Annotated in this window: 16 protein-coding genes; 12 read left to right on the forward strand and 4 right to left on the reverse strand. The window is 70.9% G+C overall.

The features are described from left to right. Nucleotides 1–41: 41 nt before the first annotated feature. Nucleotides 42–479, reverse strand: a complete 438-nt coding sequence (locus ABD333_RS26285; protein ID WP_344545118.1) for a MarR family winged helix-turn-helix transcriptional regulator — start codon at nt 477–479, stop codon at nt 42–44. Nucleotides 480–544: 65 nt separating this feature from the next. Between ABD333_RS26285 and ABD333_RS26290 the strand changes: the two genes are divergently transcribed. The 5 genes from ABD333_RS26290 (at nt 545) to ABD333_RS26310 (ending at nt 5,187) form a co-directional block, all read left to right on the forward strand. Further along, nucleotides 545–1,645, forward strand: a complete 1,101-nt coding sequence (locus ABD333_RS26290; RefSeq protein ID WP_344545120.1) for a substrate-binding domain-containing protein — start codon at nt 545–547, stop codon at nt 1,643–1,645. 126 nt (nt 1,646–1,771) lie between these two features. After that, complete coding sequence (locus ABD333_RS26295; protein WP_344545122.1) at nt 1,772–2,053, forward strand: zinc ribbon domain-containing protein; 282 nt, start codon at nt 1,772–1,774, stop codon at nt 2,051–2,053. A 14-nt stretch (nt 2,054–2,067) separates the two neighbouring features. Then, a complete protein-coding gene (locus tag ABD333_RS26300; protein WP_344545124.1) occupies nt 2,068–2,697 on the forward strand; it encodes an AmiS/UreI family transporter in 630 nt (209 codons plus the stop codon). Between the two features lie 78 nt (nt 2,698–2,775). Then, complete coding sequence (fmdA, locus tag ABD333_RS26305; protein ID WP_344545126.1) at nt 2,776–4,023, forward strand: formamidase; 1,248 nt, start codon at nt 2,776–2,778, stop codon at nt 4,021–4,023. Between the two features lie 150 nt (nt 4,024–4,173). Then, the gene (locus tag ABD333_RS26310; protein ID WP_344545128.1) at nt 4,174–5,187 is read left to right on the forward strand and encodes an alpha/beta fold hydrolase; all 1,014 of its coding nucleotides are present in this window, start codon (nt 4,174–4,176) and stop codon (nt 5,185–5,187) included. Between the two features lie 59 nt (nt 5,188–5,246). On the opposite strand, the gene ABD333_RS26315 is transcribed toward ABD333_RS26310, so the two are convergent. Then, nucleotides 5,247–6,206 (reverse strand): TAXI family TRAP transporter solute-binding subunit, encoded by a 960-nt coding sequence (locus ABD333_RS26315; RefSeq protein WP_344545129.1) that lies wholly within the window; start codon nt 6,204–6,206, stop codon nt 5,247–5,249. Nucleotides 6,207–6,250: 44 nt separating this feature from the next. Beyond that, nucleotides 6,251–6,982, reverse strand: coding sequence for a FadR/GntR family transcriptional regulator (locus ABD333_RS26320; protein WP_344545131.1), 732 nt, complete (start codon nt 6,980–6,982; stop codon nt 6,251–6,253). Between the two features lie 127 nt (nt 6,983–7,109). Here ABD333_RS26320 and ABD333_RS26325 point away from each other — a divergent pair, with 127 nt between their 5' ends. From ABD333_RS26325 to ABD333_RS26335, 3 genes are read left to right on the forward strand one after another with little or no spacing between them, the layout of a single operon-like run. Then, entirely contained in the window at nt 7,110–8,099 is a 990-nt protein-coding gene (locus tag ABD333_RS26325; protein WP_344545133.1) for a hypothetical protein, read from the forward strand. A gap of 34 nt (nt 8,100–8,133) precedes the next feature. Then, nucleotides 8,134–9,234: a zinc-dependent alcohol dehydrogenase gene (locus tag ABD333_RS26330; protein ID WP_344545135.1), complete on the forward strand. Its 1,101-nt coding sequence runs from the start codon at nt 8,134–8,136 to the stop codon at nt 9,232–9,234. Between the two features lie 40 nt (nt 9,235–9,274). After that, nucleotides 9,275–9,988, forward strand: coding sequence for a dienelactone hydrolase family protein (locus ABD333_RS26335; RefSeq protein ID WP_344545136.1), 714 nt, complete (start codon nt 9,275–9,277; stop codon nt 9,986–9,988). 48 nt (nt 9,989–10,036) lie between these two features. Here ABD333_RS26335 and ABD333_RS26340 read toward each other — a convergent pair whose 3' ends face one another. Then, nucleotides 10,037–10,663, reverse strand: a complete 627-nt coding sequence (locus tag ABD333_RS26340) for a GntR family transcriptional regulator (RefSeq protein WP_344545138.1) — start codon at nt 10,661–10,663, stop codon at nt 10,037–10,039. A 158-nt stretch (nt 10,664–10,821) separates the two neighbouring features. On the opposite strand from ABD333_RS26340, the gene ABD333_RS26345 reads away from it, so the two are divergent. The 4 genes from ABD333_RS26345 to ABD333_RS26360 are packed head-to-tail and all read left to right on the forward strand — an operon-like array spanning nt 10,822 to nt 14,194. After that, nucleotides 10,822–11,541 carry a PIG-L deacetylase family protein gene (locus ABD333_RS26345; protein WP_344545140.1) on the forward strand — a complete coding sequence of 240 codons (720 nt, stop codon included), beginning with the start codon at nt 10,822–10,824 and terminating at the stop codon, nt 11,539–11,541. Then, entirely contained in the window at nt 11,538–12,239 is a 702-nt protein-coding gene (locus ABD333_RS26350; RefSeq protein ID WP_344545142.1) for a 4-carboxy-4-hydroxy-2-oxoadipate aldolase/oxaloacetate decarboxylase, read from the forward strand. Before ABD333_RS26345 ends, ABD333_RS26350 begins: the two co-directional genes overlap by 4 nt. After that, nucleotides 12,236–13,228, forward strand: a complete 993-nt coding sequence (locus tag ABD333_RS26355) for a PrpF domain-containing protein (protein WP_344545143.1) — start codon at nt 12,236–12,238, stop codon at nt 13,226–13,228. The genes ABD333_RS26350 and ABD333_RS26355 overlap by 4 nt, the downstream gene beginning before the upstream one ends. A gap of 3 nt (nt 13,229–13,231) precedes the next feature. Then, a complete protein-coding gene (locus ABD333_RS26360) occupies nt 13,232–14,194 on the forward strand; it encodes a VOC family protein (RefSeq protein ID WP_344545145.1) in 963 nt (320 codons plus the stop codon). The last annotated feature ends 11 nt before the right edge of the window (nt 14,195–14,205 follow it).

The raw sequence follows: 14,205 nt of genomic DNA on the forward strand, positions 1-14,205 counted from the left end.
GTGGGATCGCTCAACGTGGACGTGCGGCCGCTGGTGCGGCGTCAGGGAAGCCGGCTGGCCAGGCGTGACAGGAGGACGCCGAGCAGGTCCATCTCCTCCCTGCCGACGACGGAGGCGAGCCGTTCCCACTCGTCGTCGATGGCGGCGGCGAGAGTGTCGTACTGCTCGCGCCCGCGAGGGGTCAGGAACACCAGAACGCGGCGGCGGTCGGCGTCGTCGACGCGGCGGTGGACCCGGTTGGCCGAGACCATGCGGTCGATCAGCTTGGTGAGGGTCGGGGGAGGCAGCAGCGCGTAGTCGGCGATCTCCGACATCGCGTGGCCGTGGCCGTCGGCCAGCAGCGACATCACGCGCCATTCGTCGAGCCCGCACCCGGCCGGGGTCAACGCCGCGGCCAGCCGTGCCGCCACACGCCGTTCCACCAGCGCGAGGAGCCGGCCGGGGTCTCGCTCGCGCCTTCCGGTACTCGTTGCCTCCATCGGTGCCCACAGGGTACCGTTCAGAACGGAAATATTCATCCTCACAGTACTCAGCGGTCCAAGCGATGGTCTCGTTGGTCGACGTCCAGACGGAAACCGGGCCGCCTCGGGCGGGGACGGCCGGCCTCCTCACGGTCGCGCTCGTGGTGCCGTTGCAGGGCCCCGCCGGGATCTTCGGCCCCTCGTGCGAGCTGTGCGCCGTGCTCGCCGCCGAGGAGGTCAACCGGGAGCGCGGTGTGCTGGGCCGCGAGGTACGCCTGGTGGTGGTCGACGGGGGAGCCGCCCCGGGGCGGGTGGCCGACGAGGTCGACGCCCTGGTGTCGGACGGGCTCGTCGAGGCGGTCACCGGCTGGCACATCTCCGCGGTCCGCGAGGTGCTCGCGCCGCGCATCGCGGGACGGGTCCCCTACATCTACACGCCGTTGTACGAGGGCGGCGAGCGGGCGCCGTGGGTCTTCCTCACCGGCGAGACTCCCAAACGGCAGCTGCGCCCCGCCCTGCGGTGGTTCACCGCCGAGGCGGGCGTGCGGCGCTGGGCGATCGTCGGCGACGACTACGTCTGGCCGCGCCGGTCGGCGCGGGCGATCCGTTCCTACCTCGACGAGCTCGGCGGTGAGCTGTGCGCGGAGTTCTTCGTCGGCCTCGGCACGCAGGACTTCGGCGACGTGCTGGCCCGGCTGGCCGGCCTGCGCTGTGACGGCGTGCTGATGCTGCTGGTCGGGGACGACGCGGTGGCGTTCAACCGGGCGTTCGCCCGCGCCGGGCTGGACCGCGAGCAGATCCGGTTCAGCCCGCTGATGGACGAGAACATGCTGCTGGCCACGGGCGCCGACAACACGCGCGGGCTCTTCGCCGCGGCGGGGTACTTCGAGACGCTGCCCACCACCGACAACCTCGACTTCAGCGCCCGCTACCACGGCCGTTTCGGCGCGGACGCCCCCATCCTCAACAGCCTGGGGGAGTCCTGCTACGAGGGCATGCGGCTGTTCACCGAGCTGGCGCGCCGGGCCGGAAGCCTGGACGTGCGCCGCATGCGGACGATGTCGGACGGGCTCGGTTACGACGGTCCGCGCGGCCCGGTCGAGATGCGCGACCGCCACCTCGCGCAACGGGTCTTCCTCGCGGCCGCCGACGGCCTGGAGTTCGACGTCATCCAGCGGCTCTAGCCCGACGAATCGTTTCGCTCGCCCCGCGGGGGCCGCCACGGTCACATCGAGGATTCCGGCGGCTTCCCATTGACGAATCCTTCCGTTCGAAATACTTTCTATAGAAAGTAAGTACGGAGGCCTGCCATGGTGACCTATCTGTACCGCTGCGCCCGCTGCGGCCCCTTCGACCTCGCGCTGCCGATGGGCGAGGCGCGTCCCGAGCGACCTTGCGCCCGGTGCGACGGCGCCGCCCGGCGGGTGTTCACCGCGCCGTCGCTCTCCCGCTCCGGCGATCCGCTGACCCGGGCCATGGACGCCCAGGAGGCCAGCGCGCACGAGCCGCGCCTGGTGACGGCGCCCCCTCCGGCGCGGCGCCGTCCCACTCCGCCCGCCGACCCCCGCCACGCTCTGCTGCCCCGGCCCTGAGAGGAGGGCACGCGATGGGAAGCGTGGGCCTGCTCTACGTCGGCGCCGTGCTCTTCGTCAACGCGCTGATGCTGCTGGGACGCGTCGAGGAGCGGTCGGCGGCGCTGCTCAACCTGTTCGTGGGGACGTTGCAGGTGGTGCTGCCCACGCTGCTGCTGGTGGCGGCGGGGGACGACCTCAAGGCGATCACCGCCGCGGCCGGCGTGTACCTGTTCGGGTTCACCTACCTGTACGTCGGCATCGGGCTGCTGGCCGGGCTCGACACCACCGGCGTCGGCTGGTTCTCGCTGTTCGTGTCCCTGTCGGCGATCGGCTTCGCCGCGATCAACTTTCTCGACGTCCGGGACCACCCGTTCGGGGTCATCTGGCTCTGCTGGTCGTTCCTGTGGTTCCTGTTCTTCCTGGTCCTGGGGCTCAAGCGGGAGGAGCTGGCCCCGTACACCGGATGGGTGACCCTCGTCCAGGCCGGGGGCACCACGACGCTGCCGGCGTTCCTGCTGCTGACCGACACCTACTCCACGTCCGCCGCGTTCGCCGTCGCCCTGGCGGCCTGTGCGGTCGTCTCCTTCGGGGCCCTGTGGTTCGTGGCCGGGCCGGGGCGCGCCCAAAGCCGCACCTCCTCCGAGCCCGCACCCGGCACCTGACCCGCACCCGCCTCCTGACCTCCGGCGGCCCGTTCGCCGCCGCCCCATCGATCCACCCGACAACTCACGGAGGCTCCAATGCCCGAAGTCGTCTTCAGCGTCGACCAGGCCCGGTCGATGCGCGAGCAGTCCGTTCCCGGCCACAACCGGTGGCACCCCGACATCCCGGCGGCGGCCACCGTCCGTCCCGGGGCCGAGTTCCGCGTGGAGTGCCGGGAGTGGACCGACGGCCAGATCGGCAACAACGACTCCGCCAACGACGTTCGCGACGTCGACCTGGCGCCCTGCCACATGCTGAGCGGCCCCATCGCCGTGGAGGGTGCCGAGCCCGGGGACCTGCTGGTGGTCGACATCCTCGACCTCGGCCCCGTTCCGCAGGCAACCGGCTCGGCTCCCGGCGAGGGATGGGGTTACACGGGCATCTTCTCGAAACAGAACGGCGGAGGCTTTCTCACCGACCAGTTCCCCGACGCCTACAAGGCCATTTGGGACTTCCACGGCCAGCAGGCCACCTCGCGGCACATGCCCGGCGTGCGCTTCACCGGCATCACCCATCCGGGACTGTTCGGCACCGCGCCGTCCGCCGACCTCCTGGCGCGGTGGAACGCCCGCGAGCAGGCGCTGATCGACACCGACCCCGACCGGGTGCCGCCGCTCGCGCTGCCTCCGCTGCCGGAGGGCGTCCTCGCCGGGACGCTCACCGGGGAGGCGCTGGCCAAGGTCGGCGCGGAAGGTGCCCGTACCGTCCCGCCGCGGGAGAACGGCGGCAACCACGACATCAAGAACCTCACCCGAGGCTCACGCGTCTTCTACCCCGTGCACACGCCCGGCGCCCTGCTCTCAGGCGGCGACCTGCACTTCAGCCAGGGCGACGGGGAGATCACGTTCTGCGGTGCCATCGAGATGGGAGGCTTCATCGACTTCCACGTCGACCTCATCAAGGGCGGCATGGAGAAGTACGGCGTGACGACCAACCCGGTGTTCATGCCCGGCAACGTGGAGCCGCGCTACTCGGAGTTCATGACGTTCATCGGCATCTCGGTGGACCACGGCACCAACACCAACTACTACAACGACGCGACCGTGGCGTTCCGCAACGCCTGCCTCAACGCCATCGAATACCTCAAGTCGTTCGGCTACAGCGGCGAGCAGGCGTACCTGCTGCTCGGAGCCGCGCCGATCGAGGGGCGCGTCAGCGGCGTGGTCGACATTCCCAACGCCTGCTGCTCGCTCTACCTGCCCACCGCCATCTTCGACTTCGACATCCGCCCGACGGCCGAGGGGCCGCGCCGCGCCGACCGCGGCCGGTGCGCCGTCTCGTCCTGACGGCTCCGCCGTACGGGGCGGGCCGTCATCGCGACGACCGCCCCGGACCATCGTGGCGGCCCGGCCCGCGCCTTTCGGCGCGCCCCACCCAGGCGTCCCGCCCCGCGCCGCCGGTGCCAGGGCCGGGCCGCCGCCTGCGAAGGGACACCAGTGAACGACCACGAGACCTTTGATCTGGGTGACTTCACGTTGCGCCATGGCGCGACGTTGCGCGGCTCCTGGCTGGCGTACAAGACGTACGGGACGCTGTCCGCCGACCGCGACAACGCCATCGTTTACCCGACGTGGTACTCGGGACGGCACTGGGACAACGAGTGGCTGATCGGCCGCGGCATGGCGCTCGACCCCGACCACCACTTCATCATCGTGCCGAACATGCTCGGCAACGGCCTGTCCAGTTCGCCCAGCAACACCGCGCCGCCGTACGACCGGGCACGCTTCCCCCACGTCACGATGGAGGACAACGTGGCCGCGCAGTACCGGCTGGTGACCGAGCGCTTCGGCATCGAACGGCTGCGGCTGGTCACCGGCTGGTCCATGGGCGCGGGCCAGACCTACCAGTGGGCGGTCAGCCATCCCGACATGGTGGAGCGCATAGCGCCGTTCTGCGGGTCCGCCCGGACCAGCCCGCACAACATCGTGTTCCTGGAGGGTGTCAAGGCGGCGCTTACCGCCGACGCCGCCTTCGCGGGGGGCTGGTATGAGACCCTCCCGGTCACGGGCCTGCGGGCGATGGCGCGGGTGTACGCGGGCTGGGGGTTCTCCCAGGCGTTCTACTGGGACCACCTCTATCGCCGGATGGGCTACACCTCGCTGGAGGACTTCCTCGTCGGCTTCTGGGAGGGCTTCTTCCTGGACGACCGCGACCCGAACAACCTGCTGACCATGCTTTGGACCTGGCAGAACGCCGATGTGGGACGGACGTCGGGGTTCGGCGGCGACACCGTGGCCGCACTGGCGTCGATCAAGGCCCGTGCCCTGATCATGCCCGCGGAGAAGGACCTGTACTTCCCGCCGGAAGACGAGCGGTGGACGGCCCAGCACATCCCCGGCTGCGAACTGCGCGTCATCCCCGGTGTCTGGGGCCACTTCGCCGGCGGGGGAGCGAACCCGGAGGACACCGCGTTCATCAACGCCGCCCTGCACGACCTCCTGAACTCCTGACCACCTGCTCCAAAGTGCGGCAGGCCCCAGGACACGGTCGGCTTGGAGCGCCGTCTGTTTTACGCGGTGTCCAGGGATCGGTAGTAGCGGGCGGCTCCGGGGTGCAGCGGGATCGGCGTCCTGCCCATTGCCGCCGGGTCGAGCGGGTAGGTCAGAGGGCTGCGGTCGGACGGGATGTGCCGGTACTGGGCCTCGATGGTCGCGCGGGTCTCGCCGAGGATCCAGGCGATCAGGTGGGCCAGGTCCTCGGGCAGGTCGGAGCGGGTCAGGACCAGGAAGTCGGAGAAGTCCAGGGTCTCGAAACGCGGGCATCCGGGGAAGTGCCCCTCCGCCACGGTCGCCGACGGCCAGCGGTAGTCGGTGTCCAGGCCGTCCAGTACGTGGCGTTCGATCGGCAGGAACGCCAGCCGGGAGCCGAAACGCTGCCAGGGCGGCAGCATGTACGCCTCGTGGACGATGGCGTTGGCCTCTCCGCTGATGACGCGTTCGAAGGTCTGCCGTGGCCGCTCGTCCGTCAGCAGCCGACCGCCCCAGCCGGTCACGTCGACCTGCGAGCGATGCAGGACCTCGTGGGCGGCCCAGCCGATGAGGTTGGTGCCGTCGTGCGGCCCGGTGGCCAGCCGCAGCCGGGGCTTGGCCGCCCGCAGTTCGGCGAAGGAGCTGATCCCGAGGGACTTGTCCACGCCGACCACCAGTCGGTCGCGCTGGGGGAGGACGCCCAGTGCGCACAGGTCGGGGACGGGTTCGGCGGCGAAGGGGCCCCGTCCGTCCACCGCGGCGGCGGCGAAGGCGGCGGGAGTGGTCAGCGCGATGTGGACCTGGCCGCGGCCGACCGCTCGGGCGGCGTCGGCGCCCCCGCGGCCGCTCCAGATGCCGACCCGGGTGTGCGGTCCGCAGCGATCGGTGAGCTCTTGAGCGATCCACCCGCAGACGCGGTGAAGGTTCGCGGTGCCCCAGTCACCTTGGAGGTGCAGGGAGACCGAACGGCTAAGGGAAGGTGCGGGCGGAGTCGCGTTCACGACGGCGACTCCATCACATGAATCAATAATAATCAATATAGGGCTCAGGTGGCGTTGTGCTCGCGCAGCAGGCGCGTGATCTCGTCGCGGTCGCGACGGTCCAGGGCGTCGACAAGGGCCGCGTGCAGTTCGTAACGCCGCTGCATGAAGCCCTCCTCCGGCTCGCCGTCGGGCATGATCGCTCGCGTGCGCGTCTCGATCACCTCCTGAGCGCGCAGGTAGCACTCCCGCAGCAGCGTTCCGGGGCTGATGGCGGCCAGCCGTGCGTGGAATCGCCAGGCGGCGTGCACATAGGCGGTGCCGTCCGTGCGGTCGGCGGCCTCGCCCATCACTCGCGTGAGCTCGCGTAGCTCGGCGAAGTCCGCGGGCGAACCGTGCCACAGCGCGTCCTCGATGATCAGCGGCTCGATCGCCTCGCGGACCCGGAAGGCGTCCTCCAGCGCGGCGGGCGCGTCCGCGTCCGCGTCGTGCGCCGTCCCGCCTCGCGCGGCCCCCGGGCGCGGGGGTTCGTCCGGGGCGAACAGCCCGCCTCCGGGGCCTGGCCGGACCGTGACCAGGCCGCGTTCCTGGAGTAGTCGCAGGGTCACGTTGAACGTGCCGACCGACACCCCGCACGTGGTGCGGACCTGCTCCTTGGTGCCCAGCCGGGCGCCGGGCTCCAGCCGTGCCAGCAGCCGGGAGACGTGTGCCGCCGCCTCCTCCGCACGACCGGACGGACGCCGCTCGTCTCGCTCGTTCCGCAGGGTCACCTTCGGGGCCACGGTTTCCTCCACCACGATCGATCGTCCTCGCCGCCTTGACGGCCCGGGCCGGCGCCGTCCATCCTACCCAGGAACATATTCATTATTATTAATTTCGCATCGTCGGCGTGCAGCCGCATCCCGAGATTGAGGAGTCCGTCCCGTGGGACTTGTCCATGAGATCATCGACGGCTTCGACGCCGCCGAGCCTGTCAGGCGAATCGCGCGGCGGGAGGAACTCCTGCTGGGCGCACCTCTGCCTTCGCCCAAACGACCACCGCGCTCCTACCGGCCCATCGAGGCCGTCCACTTCCCGGCGCACTTCGTGCCGCAGGGATTCGAGCCGCCCAAGGGCATCTTCGAAAGCGACCACCTGCGGATCGAACGGCAGACGATGGCCGGCTTCCGGCAGCCCTTCTACCACCGCAACTGCGACGTCGACGAGCTGTCCTACCAGGTGCACGGCACGCGCACGCTCATGACGGAGCTGGGCAGCCTCGACCTGGTCGCCGGCGACTTCTCCCGGATCCCGGTCACGGTCGCGCACGACAACCACGCCCACGACGACATCCACATCCTGTTCTACGTGCCCGCGCACGTGGCGGAGCTGCGTGCCCCCGTCCGTACCTCCGAAGTGGTGCTCCCACCGTTCCCCGGGTGGGAGTCCGAGGTGCGCAACCTCATGACCACCGAGTGCCTGGGCGGCCCCGAGCACGACATCGTCATGACGCCCGTCGATGAACAGATGCTGCTCGACCAAGCCAGAACGGAACCGGAACGCATCAACGTGCTCCGCCCGTCCGACGGGACCGACGAGACCGACTGGCTGTACCGCTCCGCGCAGATCAGGATCGGCCACACGGCGATCGACCGGTCGAACGGCCGGACGTACCGCACCCACCGCGACGCCGACGACATCCAGTACCAGATCAGCGGGCGGCGCCTGCTGGTGACGCAGCTCGGCGTGTTGGAACTGGAGCCCGGCGACTTCGTGCGCGTTCCCGTCGGTGTCGCGTTCACCAGCATCGTGACCGAACCGAGCACGCATCTCACCGTGCTGTCCGCGCTGACCGTGCCGCAGGTCGCCGAAGCCGACAAGACCGGGAGTGCGCTCAGCGTTCCTGAGCTCGACCGGCTGCGTCCCAGCGAATGACCGCCCGCCCACCGCGCATCGGAAGGACGCCGCCATGTCTGAGATGAAAGCCGCTCGCGCCCATCAGGGAGCTCGCGTCCTTCAGCTGGAGAGGGTGCCCGTCCCGCAGGTGAACGAGCATGATGTGCTGGTCCGCGTCGCTTCTGCGGGACTGGCGCCCAGCACCATGAAACTGCTCGCCGCCGGCATGTTCAGGCACCTGCCCACCGTCCCGGGACATGAGGCGGCGGGGACCGTGGAACAGGTGGGCTCCGGCGTCGACCCGGCCCTGCTGGGCAGGCGCGTCCGGGTCCACCCCATGCTGTCGTGCGGCGTCTGCGGGTACTGCGCCGGCGACCGCCAGCAGATGTGCGCCGAGGCGGCCATGATCGGACAGGGCGCCTTCGGCACCGGGACCCTGGAGCTGTACGCCCGCTATCACGACGGCGGACTCGCCGAGTTCGTCCGGGCGCCGCACTGGCTGATCGACGAGATCCCCGACAACGTCAGCTTCGATCTCGCCGCCAAGGTGCACGACCTGGGCAACGCCGTCCGAGCGCTCAAGTGCGCGGGTCCCCTCACCGCGGCCACGATGGTGATCACGGCGGCCACCGGCACCATGGGCACCGCCTCCATCGTGCTCGCCGAGCATTTCGGCATCGACCGCCTGGTCCTGGTGGGCCGGTCCGCCGAACGGCTCCAGGCCGCCCGCCGGCTCGTCCCCCACCTGCGTGCGGACACGATCGCGCTGGAGGAACTCGGCCCCGACTGGCAGACGGCCGGAGGGCTCACCGCCCGTATCCGCGCGCTGGTTCCCGCCGGACCCGAGGCGGTGCTCGACTATCTGCCCGAAGGCCCCGGCAGTGAACAAGCCTTCCGGTCACTGGCCAACGGGGGAGTATTCGTGCACATGGGCGGAAACCCAGCCCCGATCGCCATTCCCATGCGGGAAACGATGCTCGGCTGCTGGAGGTTCGTCGGTACCCGGGCCTGCACTCGTGACGACACGGACACGGTGCTGCGCTTGCTTGCCACCGGCAAGGTCCAGGCCGAGCGGCTGATCACCCATCGGTTCGCGCTCGACGACGTCAACGACGCCCTCACGGCCCTCGACGAACGCCACGAACCCATGTGGATGGGCGTCATCCGCCCTTGACCACATTTCCAACTCCGCTTCGCATCGGGAGCCTTGCCGTATGACCGAATGGATCACCGTACAGACCGCCGACGGACCGATGCGCGTGTACGTCGCGCGTCCGTACGCGCCGGCGACACGCGCCGTCGTCGTCCTGCAAGAGGCGTTCGGCGTCAACGACCACATCCAGGACATCGCCCGCCGTTTCGCCGAGCGCGGGTTCCTCGCCGTCGCCCCGGACCTGTTCCACCGCAACGGGGTGGGGGCGCTGGGCTACGACCGGCACGCCGAGGCGATGCCGCTGATCGGCGCGATCAGCGCTGATCAGATCGTCACCGACGTCCGCGCCGCGCTGGAGTACCTGGCGGGGGAGGACGTTCAGAACGGCAGGACCGCCGTCGTGGGTTTCTGCTTCGGCGGGCGCGCGGCGTTCACCGCCGCCACCGCGATCCCGGGCCTCGCCGCGACCGTCGTGTTCTACGGCCCTGGCATCGCCGGCGGGCCGCACGCCGTGCTCGATCGTGCCAAGGAGATCGACGCGCCGCTGCTGCTGCACGTCGGCGCCGACGACCCCACCATCCCGGCCGAGCAGGTCACAGCGATCCAGGACACACTCGTCGCGGCGGGCGCCGGCTTCGTCCAGCACGTCTACCCCGGCGCCGGCCACGCCTTCGCCTGTGACGCCCGTCCCCACCTGTATCACGAGGAGTCCGCCTCTCTCGCTTGGGCGCGCACCCACACGTTCCTCGACCGGCATCTGCCCGCAAGGCAGTGAGACGGACCGGCCCTGCGGCGGCGCGGCGGGCCGGTCGGCCGCCACGGCTCATCGGACGCCGGCCGCCAAGGCGTCGATCACGTGGCGCAGGTGGTCGCGCATCGCCGCCTCGGCCGCCGCGGGGTCCCCGGCGAGCACGGCCGCGACGATGCGCTCGTGCTCGGCCAGCGACCGTTGCGGCCGGTCCGGCTGCAGCACCAAGCGGAACTGGTAGCGGACGAGCTGGCCGCGCAGCCTCTCGATGGTGGCGACGGCCGTGCGCTGCGCGGAGATCTCAAGAACGCGGGCGTGCACCAGGTGATTGAGGTCGGAGTAGCCGATCAGATCGCCGGCCTCGACGGCGGTGCGCATCTGGGAGACCAGCCCGGTCAGTTCGCCCCGGTCGGCGTCGGTGACCCGTTCGGCGGCCTTGGCCGCGCACAGGCCCTCCAGCGCCATCCGGCATTCGGTGATCTCCACGGCCTCGGCGACGCTGACCACACGGACCCGCGCGCCCTTGTTGGGCACCCGCTCGACCAGGCCCTCGGCGGCCAGGTCGGCCAGGGCCTGCCGCACCCCTGCCCGGGTGGCGGCGAAGCGCTCCATCAGGTCGGCCTCGACCAGCCGCTGGCCCGGGACGAACTCGCCGTGCCGGATGCACCCGCGAATCCCGTCCAGAACCGCCATCTCAGCCATCCACCGTTCCCTTCCTCAGCCAGTTCGAACCGGTGTCCCGCGCCGCCCAGATTCTTGCGCATCCCGGACTCGCGGGATTGCATACAAGATTATTGACAATTTTGGCGACAGAATTCTAGAGTGCCCCGCGTACCTCGTCATCTGCGTGAGGAGCCGTTATGCCCGAAGGACCCGTACTGATCGTCAGCGCACACGCGGCGGACTTCGTCTGGCGGGCCGGTGGTTACGCCGCGCTCGCCGCCCGGCGCGGCACCGGCGCGCACGTGATCTGCCTGTCCTACGGCGAACGCGGGGAGTCGGCGGCGCTATGGAAGTCGGGCGCGTCGCTGGAGCAGGTCAAGGCCGCCCGGCGGGCCGAGGCCGAGGCCGCCGCACAGGTGCTCGGCGCGGAGATCACCTTCCTGGACGCCGGGGACTACCCGCTGCCGCGCGCCGACCGGGAGCTGATGGACGCTCTGGTGCAGCGGATCAGGACCGTCCGGCCCGGAGTGATCCTCGTGCACAGCGCCGCCGACCCTTACAACGCCGACCACCCGCGCGCCGCCGAGCTCGCTATGGAGGCCCGCATCCTCGCGCAGGCCGAGGGCTATCCGAGCGAGCACCCGATCATCGGCGCACCGCCGGTCTTCCGCTTCGAACCGCACCAGCCCGAGATGTGCGGCTTCCAGCCGGACGTCCTGGTCGACATCACCGAGGTGTTCGACGTGAAGCGCGAGGCCATGGAGTGCATGAACGCCCAGGAGCACTTGTGGGACTACTACACCGAGCTGGCTCGCCGCCGGGGCGTCCAGGCCGTCCGCAACGGCGGCGACCGGGCCATCCGCTACGCCGAGGCGTACCAGCGCGTCTATCCGCAGGTCGCCGGGGTGCTGGCATGACGCCGATCGTGGTGACCGGGACGCCGCGCGCCGCCGCTGAGGACGTCCGGGCGCTCGGCGAGCACGGCGTCGCGACCGTGCACGAGGCCATGGGCCGTGAGGGGCTGCTCGACCCGTCGTTCCGGCCGATCTACCCGGGGGCGACGCTCGCGGGCACCGCGGTGACCGTGCTGTGCCACCCCGGCGACAACCTGATGATCCATGTGGCCGTGGAGCAGTGCCGGGACGGCGACGTCCTGATGGTCGCCACGACCTCGCCGTGCACCGACGGCCTGTTCGGCGAACTGCTGGCCACTTCGCTGCGCGCCCGCGGCGTGTGCGGGCTGGTCATCGGCACCGGCGTGCGCGACGTGGGTCCGCTGACGGACATGGGATTCCCCGTCTGGTCCACGGCCGTCAGTGCCCAGGGCACGGTCAAGGCCACGGCCGGCAGCGTGAACGTGCCGCTCGTGATCGGCGGACGGCTGGTGCGTCCGGGTGACGTGGTGGTGGCCGACGACGACGGCGTGGTGGCCGTGCCCCGGTCGCGCGCCGCCGAAGTCGCGGCCGCCGCGCAGGCCCGGGCCGAACGCGAGGAGCAGACCCGGGCGGCACTGGCCGGCGGCCAGCTCGGACTCGACCGCTACGATCTGCGCCCCCTCCTGGACCGGCTCGGCGTGCGGTACGTGCCGTACACGCCGGAGGGAGAGGATCTATGATCCAGGCGGCCCTCCTGCGCGGCGGCACCTCCAAGGGCGTCTACCTCAATGCCGGTGACCTGCCCGCCGACCCGGCCGAACGAGACGACCTGCTGCTGCGGCTGCTCGGCTCGCCGGACGAGCGGCAGATCGACGGCCTCGGCGGCGGCCACCCCCTGACCAGCAAGGTCGCCGTGGTGTCCCCGGCCGCCGATCCGGCCACCGCGGACGTGGACTACCTGTTCCTCCAGGTGCACGTCGACCGGCCGCTGGTCTCGGCGGAGCAGCCGTGCGGCAACATCCTGGCCGGGATCGGCCCGTACGCCCGGCTGCGCGGCCTGGTCGCGCCTGACACCGGCACGGTGCGCATCCGTATGGTCAACACCGGCGGGCTGGTCACCGCGGTGCTCGGCCCCGGCGCGCCGGGCGAGGAGATCGAGGTCGCGCTGGAGTTCCAGGAGACCGCGGGGTCGGTCTGCGGCAGCCTGCTGCCGACCGGGAACGTCCGGGACGAGATCGACGGTGTCCCGGTGACCTGCGTCGACAACGGGATGCCGGTCGTCGTGGCCGCCGCCGCCGACTTCGGGCTCACCGGCCACGAGACGCCCGCCGACCTGGAGGCCGACGGCGACCTGGCCGCCCGCCGGGAACGGGTGCGCCTGCGGGCGGGCGAGCTGATGGGTCTCGGCGACGTCTCGGACACGACCGTCCCCAAGGTCACCCTGATCGCGCCGCCGCGCGGGGGCGGCACGCTGGCCACCCGCACGTTCATCCCGCACCGCTGCCACACGGCGATCGGCGTGCTGGGCGCGGTCAGCGTCGCGACCGCTGTAGGACTGCCCGGATCGGTGGCCGCGCCGTACGCGACCGGGAACGAGCTGGTCAGGCTGGAGCACCCGACCGGCCACTTTGACACCCGCCGCACCTCCTCCGGGGGCGCGGCCGTCCTGCGTACCGCCCGTTTGCTGTTCGACGGGACCGCCTTCCCCCGCCCTCTTCACCGGAGCTGATCCATGCCGCAGATCCCACCCGCCGAGTTCACCGAGCGCTGCCGTGACATCGCCCACGTCGGCTCGGTCGAGCTGTTCACCCCGGACGCCGAGGCCACCACCGCGTTCTTCACCGACCTCATGGGCATGGAGGAGGTGGGCCGCTCCGGCCAGTCCGTCTACGTGCACGCCTGGGACGACTACGAGCGGTTCACTGTCAAGATCACCGAACGTTCCCGCGCCGGGATCGGCCGCACCTACCTGCGGGCGGCCGGTCCCGACGCACTGCTTCGCCGGGCGGCCGAGCTGCCCGGCGGCCGCTGGATCACCGGCGAACTCGGCCTGGGCGACGTCTACCTGTGCCAGGACCCCGATGGCCACGAGTTCGGCCTGTACTGGGACACCGAGTGGTACCGGCCGACCGAACCGCAGCGCCCGGCGCTGAAGAACCAGGCCGCCCGATTCCCCGGCCGAGGCGCCAACGTCCGCCGCCTGGACCACGTCAACTACCTGGCCGCCGACATGCCGGGTGCCCGGGAGTTCCTGACCGAGCGGATACGGGCCAAGCCGACCGAGCAGATCATGCTCGACAGCGGCGAGGTCTCGGGATTCTGGACCACCGTCTCGGACAAGACCTATGACCTGGTCTACACGGGCGACTGGTCGGGCACGCCGGGCCGTCTGCACCATGTCGCGTTCGCCACCGACACGCGCGAGGACATCCTGCGCGCCGCCGACGTCTTCCTGGAGGCCGGCGTCCATATCGAGACCGGTCCTCACAAGCACGCCATCCAGCAGACGTTCTTCCTCTACGTCTACGAGCCGGGCGGCAACCGCATCGAACTGTGCAACGCCGGAGCCCGCGTGATGCTGGCGCCGGACTGGCAATTGGTCACCTGGACCGAGGCCGAACGGGCCAAGGGCCAGGCGTGGGGTCTGAAGACCATCGAGTCGTTCCATCGCCACGGCACCCCGCCGGTGGACTGACGACACGACCG

This window comes from Actinomadura fulvescens, from assembly GCF_039533225.1.
Taxonomy (GTDB): domain Bacteria; phylum Actinomycetota; class Actinomycetes; order Streptosporangiales; family Streptosporangiaceae; genus Spirillospora; species Spirillospora fulvescens.

Excerpts from the sequence above, each read along its gene's own strand:
- ABD333_RS26285 (WP_344545118.1), bottom strand. The coding sequence starts at position 479 with ATGGAGGCAACGAGTACCGGAAGGCGCGAGCGAGACCCCGGCCGGCTC.
- ABD333_RS26290 (WP_344545120.1), top strand. The coding sequence starts at position 545 with ATGGTCTCGTTGGTCGACGTCCAGACGGAAACCGGGCCGCCTCGGGCG.
- ABD333_RS26295 (WP_344545122.1), top strand. The coding sequence starts at position 1,772 with ATGGTGACCTATCTGTACCGCTGCGCCCGCTGCGGCCCCTTCGACCTC.
- ABD333_RS26300 (WP_344545124.1), top strand. The coding sequence starts at position 2,068 with ATGGGAAGCGTGGGCCTGCTCTACGTCGGCGCCGTGCTCTTCGTCAAC.
- fmdA (WP_344545126.1), top strand. The coding sequence starts at position 2,776 with ATGCCCGAAGTCGTCTTCAGCGTCGACCAGGCCCGGTCGATGCGCGAG.
- ABD333_RS26330 (WP_344545135.1), top strand. The coding sequence starts at position 8,134 with ATGTCTGAGATGAAAGCCGCTCGCGCCCATCAGGGAGCTCGCGTCCTT.
- ABD333_RS26335 (WP_344545136.1), top strand. The coding sequence starts at position 9,275 with ATGACCGAATGGATCACCGTACAGACCGCCGACGGACCGATGCGCGTG.
- ABD333_RS26340 (WP_344545138.1), bottom strand. The coding sequence starts at position 10,663 with ATGGCTGAGATGGCGGTTCTGGACGGGATTCGCGGGTGCATCCGGCAC.
- ABD333_RS26345 (WP_344545140.1), top strand. The coding sequence starts at position 10,822 with ATGCCCGAAGGACCCGTACTGATCGTCAGCGCACACGCGGCGGACTTC.
- ABD333_RS26350 (WP_344545142.1), top strand. The coding sequence starts at position 11,538 with ATGACGCCGATCGTGGTGACCGGGACGCCGCGCGCCGCCGCTGAGGAC.
- ABD333_RS26355 (WP_344545143.1), top strand. The coding sequence starts at position 12,236 with ATGATCCAGGCGGCCCTCCTGCGCGGCGGCACCTCCAAGGGCGTCTAC.
- ABD333_RS26360 (WP_344545145.1), top strand. The coding sequence starts at position 13,232 with ATGCCGCAGATCCCACCCGCCGAGTTCACCGAGCGCTGCCGTGACATC.